General features: G+C 59.4%; 16 protein-coding genes and 1 tRNA gene. 12 read left to right on the plus strand and 5 right to left on the minus strand.

Annotated features, from left to right (window positions below):
- Nucleotides 1-22: 22 nt before the first annotated feature.
- From R1W01_RS10060 to R1W01_RS10080, 5 genes are read left to right on the plus strand one after another with little or no spacing between them, the layout of a single operon-like run.
- On the plus strand, nucleotides 23-994 hold the full coding sequence (locus R1W01_RS10060; RefSeq protein ID WP_243612575.1) for a TRAP transporter substrate-binding protein: 972 nt from the start codon (nucleotides 23-25) through the stop codon (nucleotides 992-994).
- Nucleotides 991-1563 carry a TRAP transporter small permease gene (locus R1W01_RS10065; RefSeq protein ID WP_297758693.1) on the plus strand — a complete coding sequence of 191 codons (573 nt, stop codon included), beginning with the start codon at nucleotides 991-993 and terminating at the stop codon, nucleotides 1561-1563. Before R1W01_RS10060 ends, R1W01_RS10065 begins: the two co-directional genes overlap by 4 nt.
- Nucleotides 1560-3023 carry a M81 family metallopeptidase gene (locus R1W01_RS10070; RefSeq protein ID WP_243612573.1) on the plus strand — a complete coding sequence of 488 codons (1464 nt, stop codon included), beginning with the start codon at nucleotides 1560-1562 and terminating at the stop codon, nucleotides 3021-3023. The genes R1W01_RS10065 and R1W01_RS10070 overlap by 4 nt, the downstream gene beginning before the upstream one ends.
- A complete protein-coding gene (locus R1W01_RS10075) occupies nucleotides 3020-4513 on the plus strand; it encodes an amidohydrolase family protein (protein WP_297758696.1) in 1494 nt (497 codons plus the stop codon). Before R1W01_RS10070 ends, R1W01_RS10075 begins: the two co-directional genes overlap by 4 nt.
- Entirely contained in the window at nucleotides 4510-5427 is a 918-nt protein-coding gene (locus R1W01_RS10080) for a CobW family GTP-binding protein (RefSeq protein ID WP_297758699.1), read from the plus strand. The genes R1W01_RS10075 and R1W01_RS10080 overlap by 4 nt, the downstream gene beginning before the upstream one ends.
- A 50-nt stretch (nucleotides 5428-5477) precedes the next feature.
- Here the strand turns inward: R1W01_RS10080 and R1W01_RS10085 are convergent, their stop codons facing one another.
- From R1W01_RS10085 to R1W01_RS10095, 3 genes are all read right to left on the minus strand, one after another.
- Nucleotides 5478-6689 carry a GTP-binding protein gene (locus tag R1W01_RS10085; protein ID WP_297758701.1) on the minus strand — a complete coding sequence of 404 codons (1212 nt, stop codon included), beginning with the start codon at nucleotides 6687-6689 and terminating at the stop codon, nucleotides 5478-5480.
- Between the two features lie 303 nt (nucleotides 6690-6992).
- Complete coding sequence (dmdD, locus tag R1W01_RS10090; protein WP_297758704.1) at nucleotides 6993-7802, minus strand: methylthioacryloyl-CoA hydratase; 810 nt, start codon at nucleotides 7800-7802, stop codon at nucleotides 6993-6995.
- A 23-nt stretch (nucleotides 7803-7825) separates the two neighbouring features.
- The gene (locus tag R1W01_RS10095; protein ID WP_297758707.1) at nucleotides 7826-9589 is read right to left on the minus strand and encodes an acyl-CoA dehydrogenase; all 1764 of its coding nucleotides are present in this window, start codon (nucleotides 9587-9589) and stop codon (nucleotides 7826-7828) included.
- A gap of 113 nt (nucleotides 9590-9702) precedes the next feature.
- On the opposite strand from R1W01_RS10095, the gene R1W01_RS10100 reads away from it, so the two are divergent.
- Nucleotides 9703-10716 carry an AraC family transcriptional regulator gene (locus R1W01_RS10100; protein WP_317275218.1) on the plus strand — a complete coding sequence of 338 codons (1014 nt, stop codon included), beginning with the start codon at nucleotides 9703-9705 and terminating at the stop codon, nucleotides 10714-10716.
- Nucleotides 10717-10926: 210 nt separating this feature from the next.
- Nucleotides 10927-14511: a S8 family serine peptidase gene (locus tag R1W01_RS10105; RefSeq protein WP_317275219.1), complete on the plus strand. Its 3585-nt coding sequence runs from the start codon at nucleotides 10927-10929 to the stop codon at nucleotides 14509-14511.
- Nucleotides 14512-14600: 89 nt separating this feature from the next.
- Here R1W01_RS10105 and R1W01_RS10110 read toward each other — a convergent pair.
- Nucleotides 14601-14675, minus strand: a tRNA-Gln gene (locus R1W01_RS10110).
- A 208-nt stretch (nucleotides 14676-14883) separates the two neighbouring features.
- Here R1W01_RS10110 and R1W01_RS10115 point away from each other — a divergent pair.
- The 5 genes from R1W01_RS10115 (at nucleotide 14884) to R1W01_RS10135 (ending at nucleotide 20257) form a co-directional block, all read left to right on the plus strand.
- Entirely contained in the window at nucleotides 14884-16113 is a 1230-nt protein-coding gene (locus tag R1W01_RS10115) for an acyl-CoA dehydrogenase family protein (RefSeq protein WP_243612565.1), read from the plus strand.
- A 187-nt stretch (nucleotides 16114-16300) separates the two neighbouring features.
- On the plus strand, nucleotides 16301-18097 hold the full coding sequence (locus R1W01_RS10120; protein WP_297758715.1) for a sensor histidine kinase: 1797 nt from the start codon (nucleotides 16301-16303) through the stop codon (nucleotides 18095-18097).
- A gap of 80 nt (nucleotides 18098-18177) precedes the next feature.
- The gene (locus R1W01_RS10125) at nucleotides 18178-18528 is read left to right on the plus strand and encodes a helix-turn-helix domain-containing protein (protein WP_297758717.1); all 351 of its coding nucleotides are present in this window, start codon (nucleotides 18178-18180) and stop codon (nucleotides 18526-18528) included.
- Between the two features lie 62 nt (nucleotides 18529-18590).
- Complete coding sequence (locus tag R1W01_RS10130; protein WP_243612562.1) at nucleotides 18591-19292, plus strand: autoinducer binding domain-containing protein; 702 nt, start codon at nucleotides 18591-18593, stop codon at nucleotides 19290-19292.
- Between the two features lie 107 nt (nucleotides 19293-19399).
- Nucleotides 19400-20257, plus strand: a complete 858-nt coding sequence (locus R1W01_RS10135) for an acyl-homoserine-lactone synthase (RefSeq protein WP_297758721.1) — start codon at nucleotides 19400-19402, stop codon at nucleotides 20255-20257.
- Nucleotides 20258-20353: 96 nt separating this feature from the next.
- Here R1W01_RS10135 and carB read toward each other — a convergent pair whose 3' ends face one another.
- Complete coding sequence (gene carB, locus R1W01_RS10140) at nucleotides 20354-23686, minus strand: carbamoyl-phosphate synthase large subunit (protein ID WP_243612560.1); 3333 nt, start codon at nucleotides 23684-23686, stop codon at nucleotides 20354-20356.
- Between the last annotated feature and the right edge of the window lie 73 nt (nucleotides 23687-23759).

Consider the following 23759-nt stretch of genomic DNA (forward strand, 5'->3'; position numbering starts at 1 on the left):
TACAACGGAGAGGAAGAAAACCATGAACATCAAGACGTATATTGCGGCGTCGGCCGCGGCCATCATGTTGGCCCTGCCAGCGCAGGCAGAAGTCAAGATCGCGCTGGACGGCCCGCCGGACCTCGAACAGTCGGGCACCTATGTCTGGGCCCATACCTTTGGCGAACATCTCAATGCCAACGGCATGAGCGCCGTCGAATACGAGCGCAACTCTCTTGGCGAAGAGGCCGAGCGCCTTGACCAGGTAAGCACCGGGCTTCTCGAGATCTCGATGTCGGATGCGAAGTCAGCTGGTCAGCTTGACGGCACGATCTTTGGCAGCATGATGCCGTTCTTCTTCAAGGATGGCGACGAACTCGACATGGCGCTCGACAAAGGCGGTATGCTCGCGCGGATCAACGCCGGCACGACACCACATGGTGTGCGGGTTCTTGACCTGGTCTACCTTGGTCAGCCTTCCGGGATCTTCACCACCAAATCAGCAGTCCGGAGCTTTGACGACTTCTCGAAGTTGCGGATGCGCGCTTTGGACGAACTTCAGATCCAGACCTTTGAAGCCTGGGGCGCGAAAGGCACGATCGTGTCATGGTCCGAGGTGCCGAACGCGCTTCAGACCGGGGTCGCAGAAGGCTATATCAACCCGCCCTTTGTGCCGCTCGTCTATGGTCACACCTCGTTCATCAACTACTTCACCGACGTGAAGACTTCGGCTTCAGTGCGGATCGCGATTGCGTCGGAGGACTGGTATCAGGGCTTGAGCGACGAAGAACGCGCGATCGTCGACGAGGCGGCGCAGAAAGCCCATGACGCCAACCGTGCTTTCGTCAAGCAGCGCGAACAGGTCTTCACCGATCTCGAAGAGGCCGGCATCGAGGTGATCCGCCTGACCGATGAGGAGCGGGCGAAGTTCCGCGAGGCGTCGCAGCCGCTCTATGAGGCGGTGGAGATGCCGGAAGGTGCCTTCGAGGCCTGGAAAAGCGCGGTCGGCCGGTGAGCACCGCGCGTCGCATAGCACAGGGGTTGGACCTTCTTTCGGTCCAGCTCAACCGCGTCGGACTTGTCGTCGCGGTGTTGGCGGTGCTCGTCATGTTGATGGCGGCGTCGTGGCAGGTCATCGCCCGCTATGTCCTTGCTCAACCGCCCGCGTGGACAGAAGAGCTCGCCCGTTTCTCGATGGTCTGGGGCGGCCTTATGGGGGCGTCCTGCGCGTTCCGGTTCAAAGCTGACCCGACGCTTTTTCCTGAGGCTTTGTTGCTGCGCGGGCCGCTCGGTGTCGTGACGACGCTGATCCGGAGCGTGGGCGTTCTGATCTTTGTTTCGGTGACCTTGTGGTTTTGTATCTTCGGCGCGGGCATGAACCCGGCGAGGGGCTACATTGCGCGGCTTGCCGGGCGGCAGGCGGAGACGATGGATGTGCCGATGCTTGTCTTCGGAATCGCCATCCCGATCGCCTTTAGTTTCATCATCATTCACGTGTTCGCGGATATCGCTCGGCTGGCCTTGCCAAGAGAAGCGCCTGCCGGAGCCTCTGAGGCGGACCCAGATACGGACGTTGTCGCATGAAAATGTTCATGGCCTCGCTTGCCACGGAATCCAATTCCTTCTCGCCGATCCCCACCGGGTGGAGCGGGTTTCGCGAACACCTATACTCGAAGACCGCCTCGACAGGTGAGGCCGGTCTTTACGCCACGGCGGTGACTGCGTGGCGCCGCATGGCCGAGGCGAAGGGCTGGGAGGTTGTCGAAGGGCTGGCGACCTATGCGCAACCCGCAGGGCCAACGGTGCGTTCTGTGTACGAGGCGATGCGCGACGATATCCTCGGTGATCTCGAGGCGGCGATGCCAGTCGATGTCGTCCTCTTGTCGATGCATGGCGCGATGATCGCCGAAGGCTATGACGATTGCGAAGGCGATATGTTGCAACGCGCACGGGCGATTGTTGGCCCGGATGCGACCATCGGCCTTGAGATCGATCCGCATTGCCATCTGACCGACGAGATGATGCAGGCGGCGACGGCGATCGTCTGTTACAAGGAATACCCCCATATCGACATTACCGAGCGAGCCGAAGACCTGTTTCGTCTCTGTGCCGATGCGGCGGAAGGTAAGACGCAGCCCGTCATGCGGGACTACGATTGTCGGATGATGGCGATGTATCACACCCCGTTCGAACCGGTGCGGGGATATGTGGATCGTATGTCGGCGATGGAAGGGCAGGGAGGGATCCTGTCTGTCTCGCTTGCCCATGGATTTCCTTGGGGAGATAGCCCGCGGGTCGGCACCCGGACGCTGGTCATTTCCGATGGCGACCCCGAGCTGGCTTTTGAGCGCGCCCGCGCCCTCGGTCAGGAACTTTGGGAGATGCGCCACGAATTGCGCAGTTTTCCGGGGCTCGAGGAGGGGCTTGATCGCGCTGTGTCGGCCACGGCCCATCCCGTTGTGCTTGCGGATTTCGCGGACAATGCGGGCGGCGGCGCGCCTTCGGATTCAACCTTTGTCTTGCAGGCGGCGCTCCAGCGCGGTTTACGCGATATCGCCTTTGGCATTTTCTGGGATCCCGTCCTTGTTGCAATGTGCATGGATGCAGGCGTTGGGGCGGTCATGCCCGTTCGGATCGGTGGCAAAATCGGCCCAATGTCGGGCGATCCGGTCGATCTCACGGTGACGGTGCGGGGCGTTTCAACGAATGCGGTGCAACACCTTGGTACAGCCGAGATGGGGATGGGCGAGGCTGTTTGGCTCGAAGCGGACGGGGTGCATCTCATCGTCAACACGCGGCGGACCCAATGTTTCCATCCCGAAGCCTTCGAGAGCCTCGGACTGGATCTTGCGAAGATGAAGATCATCGTCGTGAAATCGTCGCAGCATTTCTACGATGGTTTTGCGCCAATTGCTGCGGAAGTGATCCACCTTGCGACGCCGGGCGCGATCCCGCCTGACTATACGATTATCCCCTATACCAAGCGAGACGACAGGTTCTGGCCGAAGACGGAAGACCCTTTTGCAGGAGAGATACAGCAATGACCCATGATCTTTTGATCCGGAATGGACGTGTGATCGACCCAGAGACCGGGTTTGACGAAATCTGTGATGTGGCGGTGTCGGATGGTATCATCGCGGCGGTCGGCACAGAGCTTGGACCTGCGACGCGTGAGATCGATGCGACGGGGCATGTGGTGTCTCCCGGCTTTATTGATATCCACGCGCATGGCCAGTCGGTTGCGGCGGACCGGATGCAGGCGTTTGATGGGGTGACCACCGCGCTTGAGCTTGAGGTTGGTTCTTTGCCGGTAGGGGAGTGGTACGCGCATCAGGCGACCGTGCCGCGCGCTTTGCATTATGGCACGGCCGCAGCTTGGGGGTTTGCCCGTCGTGCGGCCTTTGGTGGATTTACCCCAGATGGCACCAAGAACCCGATTGATCACATGGCTGCGTCGAACGACCTGCGCTGGACGACGGACGCCGCGACGCCGCAACAGACAGATGAGATCGTTGCGATCACCCGGCAGGCTCTTGAGGAAGGTGCGATCGGGATCGGGATGCCGAATGGCTATCTCCCCGGTGCCGGGATGAAAGAGCTATCGCTGATCTGTGATCTGGCAGCCGAGTTTGACCGCCCGACCTATACCCACATCGCCTATATGGCGAATATCGACCCGAAGAGCTCTGTCGATGCCTATATTCGATTGATTGGACTTGCCGGAGCGACCGGTGCGCATATGCATATCTGCCATCTCAACTCGACCAGCCTTCAGGATATCGACCGGGTGGTCGAAGTGATTGCCAAAGCGCAATCGCAGGGCTTGCCGGTCACAACCGAGGCCTACCCATATGGCACGGGATCAACCGTCGTCGGGGCAGGGTTCTTTGCCGATCCAGAGTTCACCAAACGGACAGGCAGCCCCTATAACGCAATTGAGTTGGTCAAGAACCACCACCGTTTCGCCGACCGCGATGATCTATTGAGCGCGGCGCATGAAGACCCGAGTGATCTTGTGATGTGGCACTATCTTGATGTGGAAGCAGATGCAGAGCATCGCCGCATGCTCGACGCGTCGGTGACCTATCCGGGCGCGTCTATCGCATCGGACGCGATGCCCTGGGTGCGGCCGGATGGGTCGATCTATGATGGCAACGATTGGCCCTTGCCACCGGAGGTTTCGGCGCATCCGCGGTCTTCGGGGACCTTTACCCGGTTCCTGCGTGAATACATGCGCGAGCGCGAGACCATGCCTCTTGTGGAAGCGATCGCGAAATGCACGCTCTACCCGGCACGTGTCATCGAACGTTGCGCGCCACAAATCGCGCAGAAAGGGCGGCTACGCGAAGGGTTCGACGCGGATATCACGATCTTCGACCCTGAAACCGTCACAGACCGGGCAACTTTCACCGATATGAACCGCGCGTCTGAAGGCGTCGCACATCTGATCGTGGCAGGTACGAGCGTAATTGTGGATGGTGTTCTCGACACTGACGCCGCGCCAGGTCAGCCGATCCGTTGCCCACAGGGATGAGAGTTCCGATCCTGCTGGTCACCGGGTTTCTCGGCGCCGGAAAGACGAGCTTTATCAACGATATCCTAAAGGACTCCGACGGGATGCGTATTGCCGCGATCGTCAACGATTTCGGCAGTATCAACATTGATGCCGCGCTTCTCGAGACCGCAACAGAAGATGTGATTGGCCTCAAGAACGGGTGCATTTGTTGTTCCCTGCAGGGGGATCTGCTGCGGACTCTGCGGCAGGTCTTGCGCGAGTCGGCGCCCGACCTGATCGTGATCGAAGCCAGCGGTATTGCAGACCCGCAGGGGATCGTGTCGGGGCTCATGGACCCGGTGCTCTGGCAGGCGGTGACACTAGATACAATCCTTTGTCTGGCCGATGCCGAGGACCTTTTGGCGACGCCGGACCGTTGGAAGGACGCGCTTTGGCAAGCGCAGATCGCAAGTGCAGATATCGTGCAGCTTTCGAAATTTCCGCGAGGGGATGACCGGGTGGCCTCTTTGACAGCCCGCCTTGGCGCGATGGGCAAGGCGGCGGTGTTCGGGCAGGACGGTTCGACGCTTGCGGTGCGTGACCTGATCGGGCGCGGGACCACACGCACGGCGAATGCGGCGCGACCTGTGATCGATAGCGGACGCTTTACCACCCTTGAATGGTCATACAAGGGAGCGGTGTCCATGCCCCGGTTTCAACGGATCATCGGCACGTTGTCCGGCGAGTTGCTTCGCGCGAAAGGCTTTCTGACCTTCCGCGAGAAGCCGGGCGAAAGCGTTTTGTTTCAACTCGTGGGGCGTCGGGCGAGCCTTGCTCCCGCGGCGCGGGAGCAAGAGGGATGCACGCTCGTTTTGATCGGCGAGGCGAACCGGTTTGATCCCGAGGCCGTACGCCGCCGTCTTGATCAAGAGTTGGTCCTTTCAGATCACTAAGCACCCTGCGCTGCGAATGGCAGCGCAGGAGCGCTCAGACGGTGGCGCGATCAAGCAACCCGGCGGGCCCCCCATTGTGGGAAGGGGTCTGCCAGTGTCTTCCATGTGTCAGGCGCAAAGTCCTCTCCGTCGACCAGTGCCGCATTCAATTTGGCACAGATGGCCTCGCGGTCGAGGTCAACGCCAATGAAGACGATCTCTTGGCGACGGTCCCCCCAAGGCTCAACCCAGTTGCGGGCGATTTCCGCTTGGGCCTCGGGGTGGGCGGGCAGGTGTTCTTGTGGCACCGAAGCCCACCAGCGCCCGAGCGGCGTCACCGATGACAGAGCACCAGCTAGGCTATACTCCGCAGCCCATTCCGGGCGTGTGGCGATCCAGAAATGACCCTTGGCGCGGATCACTCCGGGCAGGTTGCCCGCAAGCACCGCATGGACCTTGGCGGGATCGAACGGTGCGCGTGCGTGATAGACGAAGGAGGTGATCCCGTATTCCTCGTCTTCGGGTGTGTGGTTGGCGAAACCATAGAGCTCTTGCGCCCACATCGGATGCTCATGCGCCTTGTCGAAGTCGAAGAGCCCGGTGTCGAGGATCGCGCCAGCGGGCACATCGGAATGGTTTGTCTGAATGATTTTTGCGTCCGCATTGAGCGCACGGATGATCTTTAGCGCCGCGTCGGTGCGCTCGGCCCCGGCATCTGCCGTCTTGTTGAGGATCACCACATCGGCGAATTCGATCTGTTCGGTCAACAGGCTGACAAGGCTGCGGTCATCTCCTTCACCGAGGCTTTCGCCACGGTCAGCGAGGAAATCGTGGCTCGAGAAGTCCTTCAACAGGTTCACTGCGTCGACGACGGTTACCATTGTGTCCAGCCGCGCCACATCGGAGAGGCTTTCGCCGAGTTCGTCGCGGAAATCGAAGGTGGCAGCCACGGGCAGAGGTTCGGAGATGCCGGTCGATTCGATCAGTAGGTAGTCAAACCGGCCTTCTTCGGACAACCGGCGCACCTCCTTGAGAAGATCATCGCGCAGGGTGCAGCAGATGCAGCCGTTGGACATCTCGACCAGTTTCTCTTCGGATCGCGATAGCTCGGCCCCCTCACGCACGAGATCGGCGTCGATGTTTACCTCGGACATATCGTTGACGATCACAGCCACGCGGCGGCCTTCGCGGTTGTTGAGGACACGGTTGAGCAATGTGGTTTTCCCGGCCCCTAGAAAGCCGGAAAGGACGGTGACGGGGAGACGGGTATCTTGCTTGGTCATATTGCGCTCCTGTTAGGTGTTCAAAACGTTGGATGAGATTGTTCCGGGCGGCGATTGGGTTTTGCCGAGGTCACTTGGTCAGCGATGTTTGAAGAATCTGTTATGATATAACATAGCATTATGCAACCCGTGAGAGGGCTAGAATGGCTTGCGCTCTGGCATTGCTGCCAATGCGGAGAACGAAACGGGGCGGAGCTTTTGGGGAAGGCTGGTCGCGATTGGGGGGCAATGCGCCTGCTGGTCTGGTCGGGCAGCGCGATGGCGCAGCTGCCCGACCAGTATTATCGTGTGGTGCGGGGCGTCTTAGCTTTTGGGCCGCACGCGGGCGGCCGTCTTGTTCGCAAAGGCTTCCAAGCGCTCACGGGCGGCGGGTTGCGTGTTGACAATGCCGCCAACGAAAGCCTCAGCATATGCCGCGTCCATGCCAGACATATTGTTCATGTGGCTCACGGCTGAACAGATCGCAAAGTTGGTCAACGGCAGGTTTTGCGCGACTTTCTCGGCCAGTTCCATGGCCTTGTCAAAGCTGGTGCCGTCCTCGACGATATACTGTGCAAGGCCAAGATCGACGGCTTCCTGTCCTTGGTAAACGCGCCCTGTTAGAACCATGTCGATCATGCGGTATTTGCCGATCATGTCAGAGACGCGGATCGTGGCGCCACCACCAGTGAAAATACCCCGCTGGCCTTCCGGCAGGGCGAAATAGGTGCCGGAATCGATCACACGGACATGCGCTGCGCTGGCAAGTTCGAGGCCGCCGCCGACGACCGCCCCCTGCAAGGCCGCGATGATGGGCACGCCGCCATATTCCATCTTGTTGAAGGCCTCATGCCACCGCAGGCACACATGCATGAAATCATCTGCGCTGCGATCGGCTTTCCAATGTTCGACCAAATCCAAGCCCGCACAGAAGTGTGCGCCTTCGCCGGCGAGCACAACCGCTTTCACCCCAGCCATGCGCGCGCCGCTAAAGAAACGGATCAACTCTTCGATGGTCAGCACGTCCAATGCATTGCGTTTGGAGGGACGGTTGAGTTTCACCACGTAGAGGCCGTTGTCGTGCTCGGAAATGGCAAGGGTCTCATAGGTGTCGGGGTTTACGACATCATTCATCGATCAAGTCCTTTCGCGGGTTGTTATTCGGGGAAAGCGGCGTTGAGAACACTGCCCGCACCATGCAAGATACGTGCTTTCTCTGCGCTGCACTCCGGCAGGATATGATGGGCATAGAAGAGCGCGGTGGCGATTTTCTGGGTCATGAACGCCGGGTCTTCACCTGTCTTCAGGCGCGCCTCTGCGGCCAGCGCCGCCTTGGCGAGTTTCCATCCCGCGGCAAGCGTTCCGGTGAGCATCAAGAACGGGACGGACCCGGCAAAGCTCGCATCTATTTCGCTGCGGCTGTTTTCCAGGAGCCACTCCAATGAGGCATCGAATTCCGCACGGGCCAGCGTCAGGGCCGCACCGATGGCCTGTGCATTGGCGTCACCTTTGGCCAATGCTGCCTCTGTCTCTGCGATCTGCGCAGAGAAGCGTCGCGCGGTTTCCCCACCATCCCGCATGACCTTGCGGCCCAAAAGGTCGTTGGCCTGAATGGCCGTCGTGCCTTCGTAGATTGGCAGGATGCGGGCGTCGCGATAGTGCTGCGCCGCGCCGGTTTCTTCAATGAAGCCCATGCCGCCGTGGATTTGCACCCCGAGCGAGGCGACCTCCACCGCGCGTTCCGTGCAGAACCCTTTGACCAGTGGCACCATGAATTCGGCCAGTGCCGCCGCTTCCGGGTCTTTCTGATGGTGGCCGATATCCAACAAACCCGCCGTCGCCGCCGCCGTGGCGCGTCCACCCTCGGTCAGGCTGCGCATGCGCAGAAGCATCCGACGCACATCCGGGTGTTCGATGATCGCGACGGCATCCTTGGCCGATCCGTTGACCGGACGGCTCTGGACTCGGTCTTGCGCGTAGGCAAGTGCGCGTTGATAGGCGCGCTCCGACGTCGCGATGCCTTGCACGCCAACAGAGAAGCGTGCGGCGTTCATCATGATGAACATATACTCTAGGCCGCGGTTCTCTTCTCCGATCAGGAAACCGGTCGCGTCCTTATAGTCCAAGACCGCTGTGGGGCTCGCCCGGACGCCCAGCTTGTGTTCGATGCTGACACAGGTCACGGTGTTTTCCGTCGCAGGAACACCGTCTTCATTCAGGAGTTTTTGTGGCACGATGAAAAGGCTTAGGCCTTTCGGGCCCGCCGGCGCTTCAGGGGTGCGGGCGAGCACGAGGTGAATGATGTTGTCCGTCAGATCATGGGCCCCATAGGTGATGAAGATCTTGGTGCCGGTAATCCCATACGTGTCGTCGGTTCGTTTCACGGCCTTTGTTGCCACACGCCCAAGATCGCTGCCCGCCTGCGGTTCGGTCAGGTTCATGGTGCCCGACCAACGCCCTGCGATGAGCGGTTCAAGGTATGTTGCTTTCTGATCTTCCGAACCGGTCAGGAGCAAGGCCTCAATCGCTCCATCGGTCAGAAGCGGACACAAACCAAAACTCATGTCTGCTGCGTTCAGCATCTCGACACCTGCGGCCCCGACGGCGCGCGGCAGGCCCATTCCGCCGAACTCGGCAGGATGAGTCAGTGATTGCCAGCCCATCTCGACGAACTGCGCGTAAGCGCGAGCGTGCCCCTTTGGAAGCGTCACGCGCCCATTGTCGAATGTGGCGCTAAGTTCGTCGCCGATCTGCGATAGGGGCGCGACTTGCTCGGCACAGAAACGGCCGAAACCGTCCAGCGCGGCCTGAATGTCTGAAAGGTCGTAGTCGGCATAAGGTTCGAGCTCAGACACCGTCTCCCAATGGGACAGGTGCTCGATACAAAACAACAGATCCTTTGATGGCGGTTGGTATGACATGTGGAACTCCTTGCCGGAAAACTATGACCTTTCGCCATATAGCGCCGGAAACGATTGCGCAGAAGTGCATTTGTTGCCAAACTACTATCCGATTGCGCCAATGGGATCTGTCTGTGACCCACCAAGATCCGATATCTTTAACCACAGTGTCCGCCGCTTTTGTTCAGGATTGGCTCGACGCGCTCGACTCTCGATGCGCGCCTGACGTTATGGAGTCGCTGCTGCGTCGCTCGGGGATGCAAATCGGCCCGATGGCGCCCTCGCAGCGCGTGACCCTCGATGAAATCACGCGGCTCTATCAGCTTGCCGCGCCCGAGACCGGAGATGAGATGATGGGGCTCTGGAGCCGCCCTATTCGGCCGCGCGCACTGCAACACCTTGTCACCGTCATGCGGGAGGCGCGCAGTTTGCCTTCGGCACTCTATCGTTTCTCAACCTACTGGAACCTGCTTCTAGATGACTTTCGTCTCGATCTTCGGAGCGGACCCGAAGACGTGGAGCTCGTGTTGCACCCCTATGCACAGGACACCACGCCGCAGCGCTTTGGGCATATGCTCTTGTTGAAGCTGGCGCATGGGTTGTTGTCTTGGTTGGCGGGCATAGAAACGCCGGTCAAGGAAGTGCGCTTTGCCTTCCCGCGCCCGGATTTTGCTGCGGATTACGCTGTCATCTTTCCCTGTCCCGTGCGCTTCGCGTCGGCCCAGACATGTATTCGGTTTGACCCAAACCAGTTCACGCGCCCCACCGCACGCAGCCCGGAAGAGGCTTCGGTATTCCTTGAGCGCGCACCTCTCGATTGGATCTTTACCGGATCGCGCGCGCATACGCACAGCCTCCGCGTCCGTGCCTTCCTTTATGGTGTCGAATGGCAATCGTGCCAACTTCCCGAAGCCGCAGCGGCGCTCAAGATGACCCGACGGACCCTCAATCGCCGCCTGAAAGAGGAAGGCACATCGTTTCAGTCCATCAAAGATGACCTACGCCGAGACATGGCCATACGCGCCCTTCAGCAAGGTTCAGATAGTATCGAGAAAATCGCCTTTGATACCGGGTTCTCTGCGCCTGAAAATTTCCATCGGGCCTTTCGGAAATGGACAAATCGCACGCCGGGTTCCTACCGTCCTTGAGCCAAGGCTAGGCGGCTGAGAGCCACAAGAATACCTTTCGCGGCTCCTTGGGCCTTCCCGGCAGTGCGCCCCGAGGCCTGATCTTTTCTTTCGTTTTCCCCGGGCTTCGATGGTCGAAAGCCGACAGCGCGCCGCCAAGATTTTTCTTGGTCCTGCGGTCATTCGACATACCATGCTCTGAGAGAATCGATTTTTTCTTGGGATTTCAGAATGACTTTTGACACGATACGCAATGCAATCGCGGGCATGTGTGCAATCCTATTGCTGGCGTCTTGCAAACCAAGCGTGCTCTCGGTTGTGCCGAACGAAGGGTATATTGGGAGCGAAACCCTGGTCACAGTGAATGGTGAGGATTTCGGCACAGGTGATGTCCAAGTGACGTTTGGCGGTGTCGAAGGGCGCGTGAAATCCTCGACGGATACCTCGATCGAAGCGTTTGCTCCTGCGTCGGAGCGGTCTGGCCCGGTGGTTGTCAAAGTGCGCAACAGCGACGGAACCAGCGAAGAAGAACCTATCTTCACTTACGTTGAACGGCCGCCTGAAATCACAAGTTTCCAGCCCAGCACATCGCCTTCGAATGTCCGGACCGTGATTTGCGTCGAGGGTCAGAACCTAGATGCGAAGGGGCTGAGGCTTTTCCTTGGCGATAGCGAACCGCGTATTCTTAGCAGGACGGATCGTCAGATTATCGCGATAGCCGAGCCGCAGGCTTCTTCAGGAAAGGTGCGCGTTGAAAGTGCGATAGGAGACGCGACGGCGGCGACGCCTTACACCCCTAATCCTGCTGCCGACCTCGCCGGGGGAGAGCTGGTTGTGCTCAAGACATCCCAAGAGGAAAAGGTGGGGGGACCGTCTGCGAAGGATCTCGACGATGCCGTGCGTTTGTCGGCTCGCAACAAAGACAAAATCCTGCTCAACTCACGTGCCTGTGGGTTATTCTTGGGCCCGGAGCTTCCCAAACTTCCGATCTTTCAAATACTTGAGGCGGGTAGCGAGCTTCGCGGCAGGATTGCGAATGACGATCTGGTCGAGTCGATTGAACCGAACAGCACTCTGTCGACCCAAACGACGGAAAGCACAAAGATCATCAATCGCGACCTAATCGAACGCCTGACCGGGGAAACGCCACGGGACTTTGGGCAGGGGACTGCTGTCGCCGTCCTTGATACAGGTGTCGATTTTCGGGCATCGCCTTATGGGTGCTCTGTGCCTGGTGGATCTTGCAGGGTGCAGTTTGCGGCCGATTTCGCGCCTGACGATGGCCAGCCGGATGACGATGGCCATGGTACGAACGTGGCAGCGATCATCACCGCCATTGCCCCCCGGACAGATATCCTCGCACTAGATGTTTTCAACGGCCGCAATGCCTCCACGGTGAGTATCCTCGCCGCAATGGATTGGGTCATCGCGAACCAAGGTATTTACGATATCGTTGCGATGAACCTGAGCCTGGGGGAAAAGATAAAGCGTACACAGGGTGAATGCATGTCCAATGATCCCTATGCCGCCGCCGCGGTGCGCGCGCGCTTGGCGGGGATCAACGTTGTTGCCGCGTCCGGCAATAGCAATTGGTCCGATGGTATGCCCCGGCCTGCCTGTGCATCCGCGATCCTATCGGTCGGAGCTGTGTATGATGCAGATGTCGGCGGGGTCACTTACCCAACATCTGCCTGCACAGATACCCAGTCCGAGTACGATCAGGTTGCGTGTTTCTCCAACCATGCGCGTTGGCTAAAGATGTTGGCACCCGGTGCGCAGATCTTGGCCGCCGGCATGAACGATTCCGGCACATCTCAGGCCGCGCCGCATGTCTCCGGGGCTATCGCGGCCTTGGCCTCGCTCTTCCCGACGATGACACCGGAGGAACGAGAGCAAAGACTGGTGAGCACGGGCACACCTGTTCGGAACCTGCGGGCTGGCACAGGGCTTGATGCGACGAAGCCCAGGCTCGATCTCTTGGCGGCGATCCAAGGTGCGGAAGGGCGTCCACAACCTGCGGCCCCCCTGAACGAAGCTTGGCCAGTTGCGCCAGGCAAGGCCGGATCTTTCGGAGTGGTCGCGGATTCCCCGAGCTTCAAGATCGAGAACAATGACACACGGAGCGATCCTATCTCCGGATTAGGCTGGTGGCCCGAGATGGATACGGAAGAGGTTCACCTGCAGCGCGCCGGCTATCGCTGCACCCGCTATGGTCGAGATGTCTACAGGCCCCTGCCGTTCCTGCGGCTACCGACGAGGGCCGAAGCCTTGTCTATTATGGATTTCACCCGCCTTGATGGCTACGTCCACCCGGTGCTTGGCGATGAAATGGCCAAGATGTTCTGGACGTCTTCACCGGAAAACCGCTCAGGGCGCATCAAGAACCAATGGGCCGTAAACTATCAGCTCGGCACGAGCACGGCGATCGGATTGGTCACTGATGCCTATGCGCGTGATGCGCTACGCTATCGCTGTGTCTATGACCGGTTCCTGAGTGCTCCGACGCCAACAACAAGGTTCTTGGTAGATGGGGACACAGTCGAGGATGCGGTGACAGGGCTGAAATGGATGTCGGCTCCGCTCACCGATAGCAGCGGAAACGACGCGGTGCTCGGGTATCAGGATGCGGCGGCGGCGTGTTCCGGCCAAACTCTGGGTGGCGAGCGCTGGCGCCTTCCCACGGTCAAAGAGCTTCTCTCCATCATGTCCTACGGAGAGCGCGTTCTAGATGACGTTTTCACATCGGCGGGGACCACGATTTCAGCGACGGCGGACTTGCGGAAGAACACCGGCACGGCATCCATGGGCTTCCTTGGTGTGAATGACCAAAACGGATGGATTCAAAAGGACATGCGCGTGGGGCGCGTCCGCTGTGTCATTCAAGATGCGCCAGACGCGGCCAATGACCGCCATCTCGCGGGCGAGACTTTCGTGCGCTCACCGATGGATATGCAGGCGCTGAAGTCCGGCCAGTTCCTCTCAGCCGACCACATCTACATCGAGACAAAGGACAGCGTTCAGACCGTTGTCTTGCCGGGGATCAAGGAGATCAGAGGCAACCTCTTCATCAATGGCAATACCGGTATCGAGATGATCTGGCTGCCGGATCTTGAGACCATTGGCGGTGGTTTCGAAGTCAACGGTAACGAGAACCTGAAGCTCATTTCAGCACCACGCCTCAAGTCGGTGGGGGGAGATCTGAGGGTTGCCGATGCCAAGCAATTCACCGCATTCGAAGAGATCTCGAGCCTGAGCCAGCCGGTGTTCCTGCCAATGCTTGAACGCATCGGTGGGGATTTCCGATTGGAGCGCAATGTCTGGAAGCCGATGAAGCAAATCTTCTTCAACGCTTTGCAAGAGATCGGTGGGGCAGCATATGTATCAGATAACCAGGAACTCCTCTTCGTCGGGTTCGCCAAACTCGAGAAGATCGGTAGCGCTTGCGCGGGTGGATCAGGCCCCTTGTGCGGGTCGTTGTTCGTAGAACGGAACTCTGGATTCTTGGGCATTCGGCTTTCGAACATCGATGAAATTCGTCAAGGCCTTTTGGTGCGCGGCAACAGCCAGCTTCAGACGGTGGCGTTGAGCAATATAGCACCACTAGGACATACGTTGATCCGAAATGAAGTCGACATCAGCGACAACAAAATCTTCTGCGCGGTGCGATTCGATGGTGTGATCAAAAAATGGCCGTTGAATGCCTACCCGACGAAGGTAACGATCGTGAATAATGCACCCTCGCCTTCGTGCAAGTCAGGATGCGCGGAGTACACACGCGATACCGCAGCGGACTGTCCGATATTTACCAATCAGTAGGCCATGTCTCTGTCCTGAAGCGCCCGCCGCTAGGACCGCGGGAAGGTCGAACTTCCCGGTGAAAGGCGAAAATTCTATAGAAGAGAAAGTGGCTGGGGTGGCAGGATTCGAACCTGCGGTACGCGGTACCAAAAACCGTTGCCTTACCACTTGGCTACACCCCAACGGTGAGGGGCTAATTAATGGGGCTTTCGGTGCGGTGCAAGCCCTGAATCGCGGTTTCTTGTGGAAATTGTGACGAGGTCTTCGGGACCGTGCGCAGGGGCAGGGGCGCGGAGGGATCGCGACCCTGCGTCATTCTTGATGTGCAGCATGGACAAGGGGTTTGACGCTACGCCATGTTATGAGCGCAGAAGTGTTTGGGAGGCTGATATGCAACTGGGAGTTCGCCCGGAAATCGAAGACCTGCTGGGGCAGGTAAAGGATATGATCGAAAACGAGATCATGCCCTTGGAAGAAGAATACCACGCTGAGATCGAGAAAGGCGACCGCTGGACCTTTACCGAGCGGCAGGCCGAGATCCTTGAAGGCCTCAAGGCCAAAGCGCGCGAGCGGGGGCTCTGGAACTTCTGGCTGACAGACAGCGACAAGGGCTTTGGCCTGACCACAGTGGAATACGCGTATTTCGCCGAAGAGATGGGCAAGACACCGCTTGGGGCTGAGGTCTTCAACTGTTCCGCGCCGGACACTGGAAACATGGAAGTGTTCGAGAAATACGGCTCGGACGAGATGAAAGAACAGTGGCTGAAACCGCTTCTCAACGGCGATATCCGCTCGGCCTACCTGATGACCGAGCCGGACGTGGCGAGCTCGGATGCGACAAACATTTCAATGCCTTGCGTGCGTGATGGCGATGACTACGTGCTCGACGGAGACAAATATTGGTCGTCGGGGGCGGGGGATCCCCGGTGCAAGGTCTATATCGTGATGGTGAAAACCGGGGGGGATGATGCGCCGCGGCATCAGCAGCACTCGATGATTGTCGTGCCTGCGGATACGCCGGGTATCGAGACGGTGCGCCCGATGATGGTCTATGGTCAGGACGACGCGCCGCACGGGCATATGCATATGCGGTTCACCAATGTGCGTGTGCCGGCCAAGAACATGCTTCTTGGCGAAGGACGCGGTTTCGAGATCGCCCAAGGGCGGCTTGGGCCGGGACGAATTCACCACTGCATGCGCGCCATCGGTCAGGCGGAAGCGGCCCTGACGCGGTTCTGCAAGCGTGCGCTTGATCGCGAAGCCTTTGGCAAGCCGATCGCACATCTTGGGGCCAACTACGACATTATCGCAAATTGTCGTATGGAGATTGAGCAAGCTCGGCTTCTCTGTCTCAAGGCGGCTTGGGTCATGGATCAGGGGGATCCGCGCGAAGCGGCGCCTTGGATCAGCATGATCAAGACCGTGGCACCAAACGTTGCAACCAAGGTGATCGACGAAGCCATCCAAGTGCATGGCGGCACCGGTATCTCGCAGGATACGCCGCTCGCAACAGCGTGGACTCAGGTTCGGACCTTGCGTTTTGCGGATGGTCCGGACGCGGTTCACCGTCGTCAGGTCGCCCGCAAGGAACTGCGCAAATACACGCAGCAGAAGGTCTAATACCCACGTCGGTATTGCGTCGGTATCGCGTCTGTAACGCGTATGTGCGAAAATCACAGAGACCCGTTCTGTTTGGGACGGGTCTTTGCATTCCAGCACTGGAGGGGGTGGGGCAGCGTGGAGAAAACTGTCTTCTCAGGCTCTTCTGTGCTTTCCTCGGCACAAGTAGGAGTTGTAGGTGTAGGGAATGACGTGCTTCTCGAATCTGGTTTTTACGATTGCCCCGACGACCGCTGCGGCGCTCTGGGTGGTGTGCGCGGCGGTGCTGCTCTGGATCGTGCGGAACAATCGTTTTCCCGGCAAACCGGCCTTTGTTCTGACCTTGGCGGCCATGCTCTGGTGGCTGTTCACGGTGACATTCGATCTCGCGTCACAGGGCGAGGCCTGTAAGGTCGGATGGTCGCTTGCGGCATGGCCGGGGATCACGCTTTTGCCGATGGCGTGGTCGTTCTTCATCTACGATTACACGATGAACCGATCGGCGCGCGCCAGACCGAAGCGGCGGCTGCTTTATATCGGGGTGCCGCTGGTGGTTGGGCTGATCGTGCTGACCAACAGGTACACGCACCTTCTCTACGGCACCGATACGCGGCTGATGTCGGAGGCGGGGTATGACTATGTCTATTTCGACCACGGGCCGCTCTTCTATCTGGTGGCGGCCTTCCTCTACATCTTTGTGGTCGGTGCGCTAGGGGTTTTGATCTATGCCTATCTCAAGGCAAAGGACATTATCCGGCCGTTCCTAAGTGTGTTGTTTATCATCACGATTGCGCCGTTGACCGCCAATCTTGGTTATGTGGTTTGGGGCCTGACGTTCTACGGTTTCGACCCGACGCCGTTCATGTTCGCGGTGGCGCTCATTGCGCTGAGTTGGTTACTGCTCAACAACACGATGATGGACACGGCGGCGCAGGGGCGGACTCTTCTTTTCTATGCCACACAAGACCCGGCGATCATCGTCGACACGGAGGGGCATGTCGTCGGTGCGAATGCGTCGGCGCGGACGTTCTTTGGCAAGGACAAGTTACGGCAAGGACAATCGCTCACGCAGTTGGAGCAGATTGGGCCTATTCTGCGTGATCTGATTGAGACGGGCTCCTTCGACCATGATGAGGCGATCAGCCTGCGAGAGCGGTTCTTCAAGCTACGTATCCTGCCGATCGAAAGCCCGATCCAAAACAAGAACGCCCATCTGGGGTGGACCGTGTCCCTTGTCGATATCACCGAGATCGAGCGTTCCGCAGAAGCCCTGCGAGAGGCGCTGGCGCATGCAGAGGCGGCGAACCAAGCAAAGTCTCAGTTCCTTGCCATGATCAGCCATGAGCTGCGCACGCCGATGACATCGGTCAAAGGCGGGCTTGACCTTGCGCTTCATGGTCCGATGGGAGAGATCAGCGAGCCGCTTCGGAACCTATTGACGATCGCCCAGCGCAACAGTCTGCGGCTTTTGAAGTTGGTTGATGATGTTCTTGATCTGCAGAAGCTTGACCTTGGCACCATCACACTCAACCTTCAGGATCTGGATGCGGACGAGTTCCTGCGCAATGTCATCGAGGAATACGAGGCCTTTGCAGCAGAGACAGATGTGCGGCTGGTCAACCAGTCAAAGAATGTGAACCAGGAACTCCGGGTCGATCCCCACCGGCTCAAGCAGGTTGTGGGAAATGTGATCTCCAATGCGGTCAAGTTCTCGCCGGAAGGCGGCGAGGTGGTCTGTGCCACGGCGATGCATGGGGCGCATCTTCGGATTTCTATTGAGGATCGCGGGATCGGCATTCCGACCGGCAAGGAGGATCAGGTCTTTGGCCGGTTCAATCAGGTCGATTTCAACGCCTCCAAGGTGTCTGGCGGTTCAGGCCTTGGGATGCATATCGCGAAGATCCTGATCGAGCGGATGGGCGGGGCCATTTCCTATGAGAGCGAAGTCGGAAAGGGCACCACGTTCTACATTGATGTGCCGCTCTCGGCTGGCGAGAAAGCCTAATCTGTTAAACATCTTTTGATTGTATGATGTGACGGTTCGGCGGATACTTGGCGTGTAAGCGAGTTCTGAGTACCGATTCCATGACCGAAATAGATCAACTGCTAGGCAAGAGCCTTTCAAAGGCGCGTGAGCGGGTTGGCATGACCCCCGGAGAGTTGGGCCGGCGGGCGCGCCTTTCCGAAGCGACGGTAACCGCGTTTGAAGAGGGGCGTCGACGTGCGACGGCATTGCAGCTCTTTGAGATCGCGGATTGCCTTGATGTCCCTGTGGAGGGCTTGTTTGATTGGGCAGAGCGACCGGTTCCCCAAGTCGATGCGACAGGGGCCGCCTTTGGATCGGGCACCGAAGCCTTGGCAGAGCATTACGCGGCTTTGTCGCGATCGCACCGAGCGGCGATCTATGCCTTTCTCCTTGCTTTGGGGCGGGATTGAATGGAAAATAATCAGAGTGAGCGCCGAACCCCGCTGCATCATGCCAGAGAGAAGAGGCTCCATTGTCCGTTATCGACCTTAGCAAAGTTCCCTATCCCGAGAACAATCTCAGATTGTTCCTAGATGAGGTCTGCGAGGCGCATGAGTTGGACTATGCGGCCTATGCCGGGGTCAATCCGATTGCCGGAAGCGTGCATGGGTTCGTCAATTATCCGGATGAATGGCAGACCCATTATGTCGAGCGTGGCTATCAGCACAAAGACCCGGCCTTGATCCTTGCCCGGCGCAGCATTGCCCCGGTGGATTGGCACGGGTTGCGCAGCGCCCCGGCGTTTCAGACGATCTTTCGCGACGCGCATGATTTCGGCATCGCGGAACAGGGGCTGACGATCCCTGTGCGTGGGCCGTTCGGCGATATCGGTCTGTTCAGTGTGACGCGGGACTGTCCGGACCGGGAATGGCAGCTCTTGAAGTCGAAGATCCTGAGTGACTTGCAGGGTGCGGCGGTGCAGTTGCATGACAATGTGGTGCGGTCACATGCCCTGACACGCACCTTGATGCATCCGGCGCTTTCAAAGCGGGAGACGGAAATTCTGCAATGGATCGCAGCCGGGAAATCGCAACAGGACGTGGCCGATATCCTGTCGATCTCGAGCCGGACCGTCGAGGTGCACCTGCGGTCGGGCCGCACCAAGCTCGGCGCGCTCACGACGGCGCAGGCGGTCGGACGCGCGATCGGGATGGGCCTGATCTGCCCGGACTAAAGGGCGACGTCGGGGCAAGTCGGGCGAACCTACGGGATTTCCCCAATAGTAGAATTTTCCACAAAGGCGCATGATTTCCCCAGAAACCTAGTTTTGGAGGGACAGTCATGATCTTGATTATCGACGGTATGAACCGCCATCGGTATGGCAGGGTTCTCGATGAGATGTTCGCACTTCGGGCAAGGGTCTTTGGGGACCGTCTGGGTTGGGAAGTTGATATCGTGGATGGCAAGGAGGTCGACCAGTTTGATGCGCTCGATCCGGCCTATGTCATCGGGCTTAACGATGAGGGACGGGTTGTGTCCTGTGTGCGGGCGTTGCAGACCACCGGGCCGCATATGCTTGCGGATGTGTTCTCGGACATTCTGGATGGTGAAGCGCCGCTGCGAAGTGCGACGCTTTGGGAATCCACGCGGTTCTGTGTCGACACTGAGGTGCTTGACCGCGGCAACTCGCGCAATTCGGTCAGCTATGCCACCTGTGAACTCATGGCGGCCTCGCTTGAATATGCGCGCAATTCCGGAATCACGGATATCGTGACGGTCATTGATCCGATCATGAACCGCGTTTTGAAACGCTCGGATTGCGCGCCCTATGACTATGTTGGCAGCACCAAGCCCATGGGCAAGGTTGCGGCGATGGCGGCGTTGCTGGACTGCACCGAGGATCGTATCAACCGCATCCGGAAGTTCGCCGGTATCGAGGGAAACGTTTTCGTTGACGACGCGACGGCAGAGGCCCTTGCAGACCCGACGCCGGTGGCCGAGAAGCGCGCGATGTCGTGTTCGCTTGGGTGGCACGAGCCGGAGAAACCCTGCCGACAGGATCAGCTTGAGCAATACCTCATTGACCAGTTGATGGACGCTTCGACGGGCGAAGAGCTTGCAGGGGCGAAACGCCTTGCCGATATGCTTTTTGACAAGAAGATGATCGCCCGGCGTGTCACGGAGATGGCGGGCCACTAGGGCATTGTGCCAAGGCTTCTGACGGTCAATCCGATCAAGACGAAAAGGGCGGGTCCGATGTGGCCCGCCCTTTCTCGTTTTTTTTGGTGACAGGCTCTAGCCTTGAAGCGAGCGCACCTCGATGTCGCCCTCTTCACGCGCCTTCATGGCGTGGGTGGCGGCGTGGGAGGCTGCGGCCGTGGTGAAGTAGGGGATTTTGTCCATCAGGGCGACGGCGCGGATTTCGCGGCTGTCGTTGACGGCTTGTGCCCCTTCTGTCGTGTTCATCACGAGGGAGATGTCACCGTTCTTCAAGAGATCGACGATGTTCGGGCGCCCTTCGTAGACCTTGTTCACTTTCTCACAGGCGACGCCTTGTTCGGTCAGCCAAGTTGCGGTGCCGAAGGTGGCGACGATGGTGAAGCCCATGTCGGTCAGGGTGCGGGCCGCGTCGAGCATCAACTCGGTCTTGTCCTCGTCCTTGATCGAGATGAAGGCCTTACCTTCTTGCGGGAGGATCATGCCTGCACCGAGCTGTGCCTTGAGGAAGGCGCGGGCAAAGGAGCGGTCCCAGCCCATGACTTCGCCAGTCGAGCGCATTTCCGGGCCGAGGATCGTATCCACGCCGGGGAAGCGGTTGAACGGCATCACGGCTTCCTTGACCGAGAACCAAGGCATCATCGGATCGGCGAGCGTCATCTGGTCGGCGATGGGCTGCGGTGTCGAGATGTCTGCGCCTTCTTCATAGGGCGGGCGCTCGGGGAAGTTCGAGAGCGGTTCACCAGCCATGAGGCGCGCAGCGATCGAAGCGATGGCGCTGTCGGTGGCCTTGGCGACGAAGGGCACGGTACGCGAGGCGCGCGGGTTCACTTCGATGAGGTAGATATCGCCGTCCTTGACCGCGAATTGCACGTTCATAAGGCCGACCACGTGCAGCGCCTTGGCAAGGGCCACGGTCTGACGTTTGATTTCGTCGATGATATCCGCCGAGAGCGAGTAGGGCGGCAGCGAGCAGGCAGAGTCGCCCGAGTGCACGCCGGCCTCTTCGATATGCTGCATGATGCCCGCAATATGGACGTTCTCGCCATCGCAGAGCGCGTCCACGTCAAGCTCGGTGGCACCGGAGAGGTAGCTATCGAGGAGGACGGGGCTATCGCCGGAGACCACCACGGCCTCGGTGATGTAGCGTTCAAGCTGGGCCATGTCGCGGACGATTTCCATCGCGCGGCCGCCAAGAACGTAGGACGGGCGCACCACCAGCGGGAAGCCGATGCCTTCGGCAATCGAGAGCGCCTCGGCGTCGGTTGCTGCAATGCCGTTCTTGGGCTGCTTGAGGCTCAGTTCGTTTACCAGCGCCTGGAAGCGTTCGCGGTCCTCGGCGAGGTCGATGGCATCGGGCGTCGTGCCGAGGATCGGGATACCTTCGGCCTCGAGCGCGTTGGCGAGCTTGAGCGGGGTCTGGCCACCAAACTGCACGATAACACCATGGAGCGTGCCGTTCTGTTTCTCGGTCTCGAGAATTTCCATGACGTGCTCAAAGGTGAGGGGCTCGAAGTAGAGGCGATCCGAAGTGTCATAGTCGGTCGACACGGTCTCGGGGTTGCAGTTGATCATGATCGTCTCATAGCCCGCGTCGGTCAGGGCGAAACAGGCATGGCAGCAGCAATAATCGAACTCGATCCCTTGCCCGATGCGGTTCGGGCCACCGCCGAGGATGACGACTTTCTTCTTGTCGGAAGGACGCGCCTCGCACTCCACCTCGCCCATCATCGGGGCTTCGTAGGTGGAATACATGTAGGGGGTCTGGGCCTCGAATTCGGCGGCGCAGGTGTCGATGCGTTTGAACACGGCGGTGACACCGGCGTTCACGCGGCGCTTGCGCACGTCGCTTTCTTTGTAGCCGGTCAGCTTGGCAAGGCGGGCATCGGTAAAGCCGAGCATCTTGAGCTTGCGCAGGCCGTCTGCGTCTTGTGGCAGGCCGTTTTCGATGATCGCGGCCTCGGTCTCGACGATTTCGCGGATGCGCGCGAGGAACCACGGGTCGAACATCGTCACGTGGTGGATTTCGTCATCCGTCAGGCCGTGGCGCATGGCTTGGGCGATGGTGCGCATGCGGTCCGGGGTCTGGACCGAGATCGCCTTGATGACGGCGGCCTTGTCCGGTGCGCCGGGGATTTCGACCTCGTCAAAGCCTGTCAGGCCCGATTCCATCGAGGCGAGCGCTTTCTGGAGCGACTCGTGGATGGTGCGGCCGATGGCCATGGCTTCGCCCACGGATTTCATCGCGGTGGTGAGCGTCGGTTCGGAGCCGGGGAATTTCTCGAAAGCGAATTTCGGGATCTTGGTGACAACATAGTCGATGGTCGGCTCGAACGAGGCGGGCGTGACCTTGGTGATGTCGTTGTCGAGCTCATCCAGCGTATAACCGACGGCGAGTTTCGCGGCGATCTTGGCGATCGGGAAGCCGGTCGCTTTGGATGCCAGCGCCGAAGAGCGCGACACGCGCGGGTTCATCTCGATGACGACCATCCGGCCATCCTCGGGGTTCACCGCCCATTGCACGTTGGAGCCGCCGGTTTCGACGCCGATCTCGCGCAGCACGTTGATCGAGTGCGTGCGCATGATTTGGTATTCTTTGTCGGTCAGGGTCAGCGCGGGTGCGACGGTGATCGAATCGCCGGTGTGGACGCCCATCGGATCGACGTTTTCGATGGCGCAGACGATGATGGCGTTGTCGGCCTTGTCGCGCACGACCTCCATCTCGTATTCCTTCCAGCCCAGAAGGCTCTCGTCGACGAGGATCTGGTTCACCGGGGAGGCGTCCATGCCGGTGCGGCAGTAGTGGATGTAGTCTTCGCGGTTATAAGCGACGCCACCGCCGGTGCCGCCGAGGGTAAAGGCGGGACGAATGATGGCCGGGAGACCGATGTCTTCAAGTTCTTCAAGCGCGAGTTGCACACCCGCCTCGAGATCGGCCTCGCCACTTTCTTTCTTGGGCGCGGTGACGATGGAGGCGCGGGGGTTCTCGATGCCGAGGCGGTCCATCGCCTCGCGGAACAGCTTGCGATCTTCTGCCATTTCGATCGCGTCGCGCTTGGCACCGATCATCTCGACGCCGAATTTCTCGAGCACGCCCATCTCTTCAAGGGCGAGCGAGGTGTTGAGGCCTGTCTGACCGCCCATCGTCGGCAGGAGCGCGTCGGGGCGTTCCTTCTCGATGATCTTGGCGACGACTTCGGGGGTGATCGGTTCGATATAGGTCGCATCCGCGAGGCCCGGGTCGGTCATGATCGTCGCCGGGTTCGAGTTCACGAGGATCACGCGGTAGCCCTCTTCGCGCAGCGCCTTACACGCTTGCGCCCCCGAGTAGTCGAATTCACAGGCCTGACCGATCACAATCGGGCCGGCCCCGATGATCATGATCGAGGAGATGTCGGTTCTTTTGGGCATGGCAGACCTCGGGTGTTGGGGCGATTGCGAAAGCAGACTCGCCCGAATACGCAAATTGTCGTGGGTTATAGAC

It is taken from the genome of Shimia sp. FJ5 (assembly GCF_032918335.1).
GTDB classification, from domain to species: domain Bacteria; phylum Pseudomonadota; class Alphaproteobacteria; order Rhodobacterales; family Rhodobacteraceae; genus Shimia; species Shimia aestuarii_A.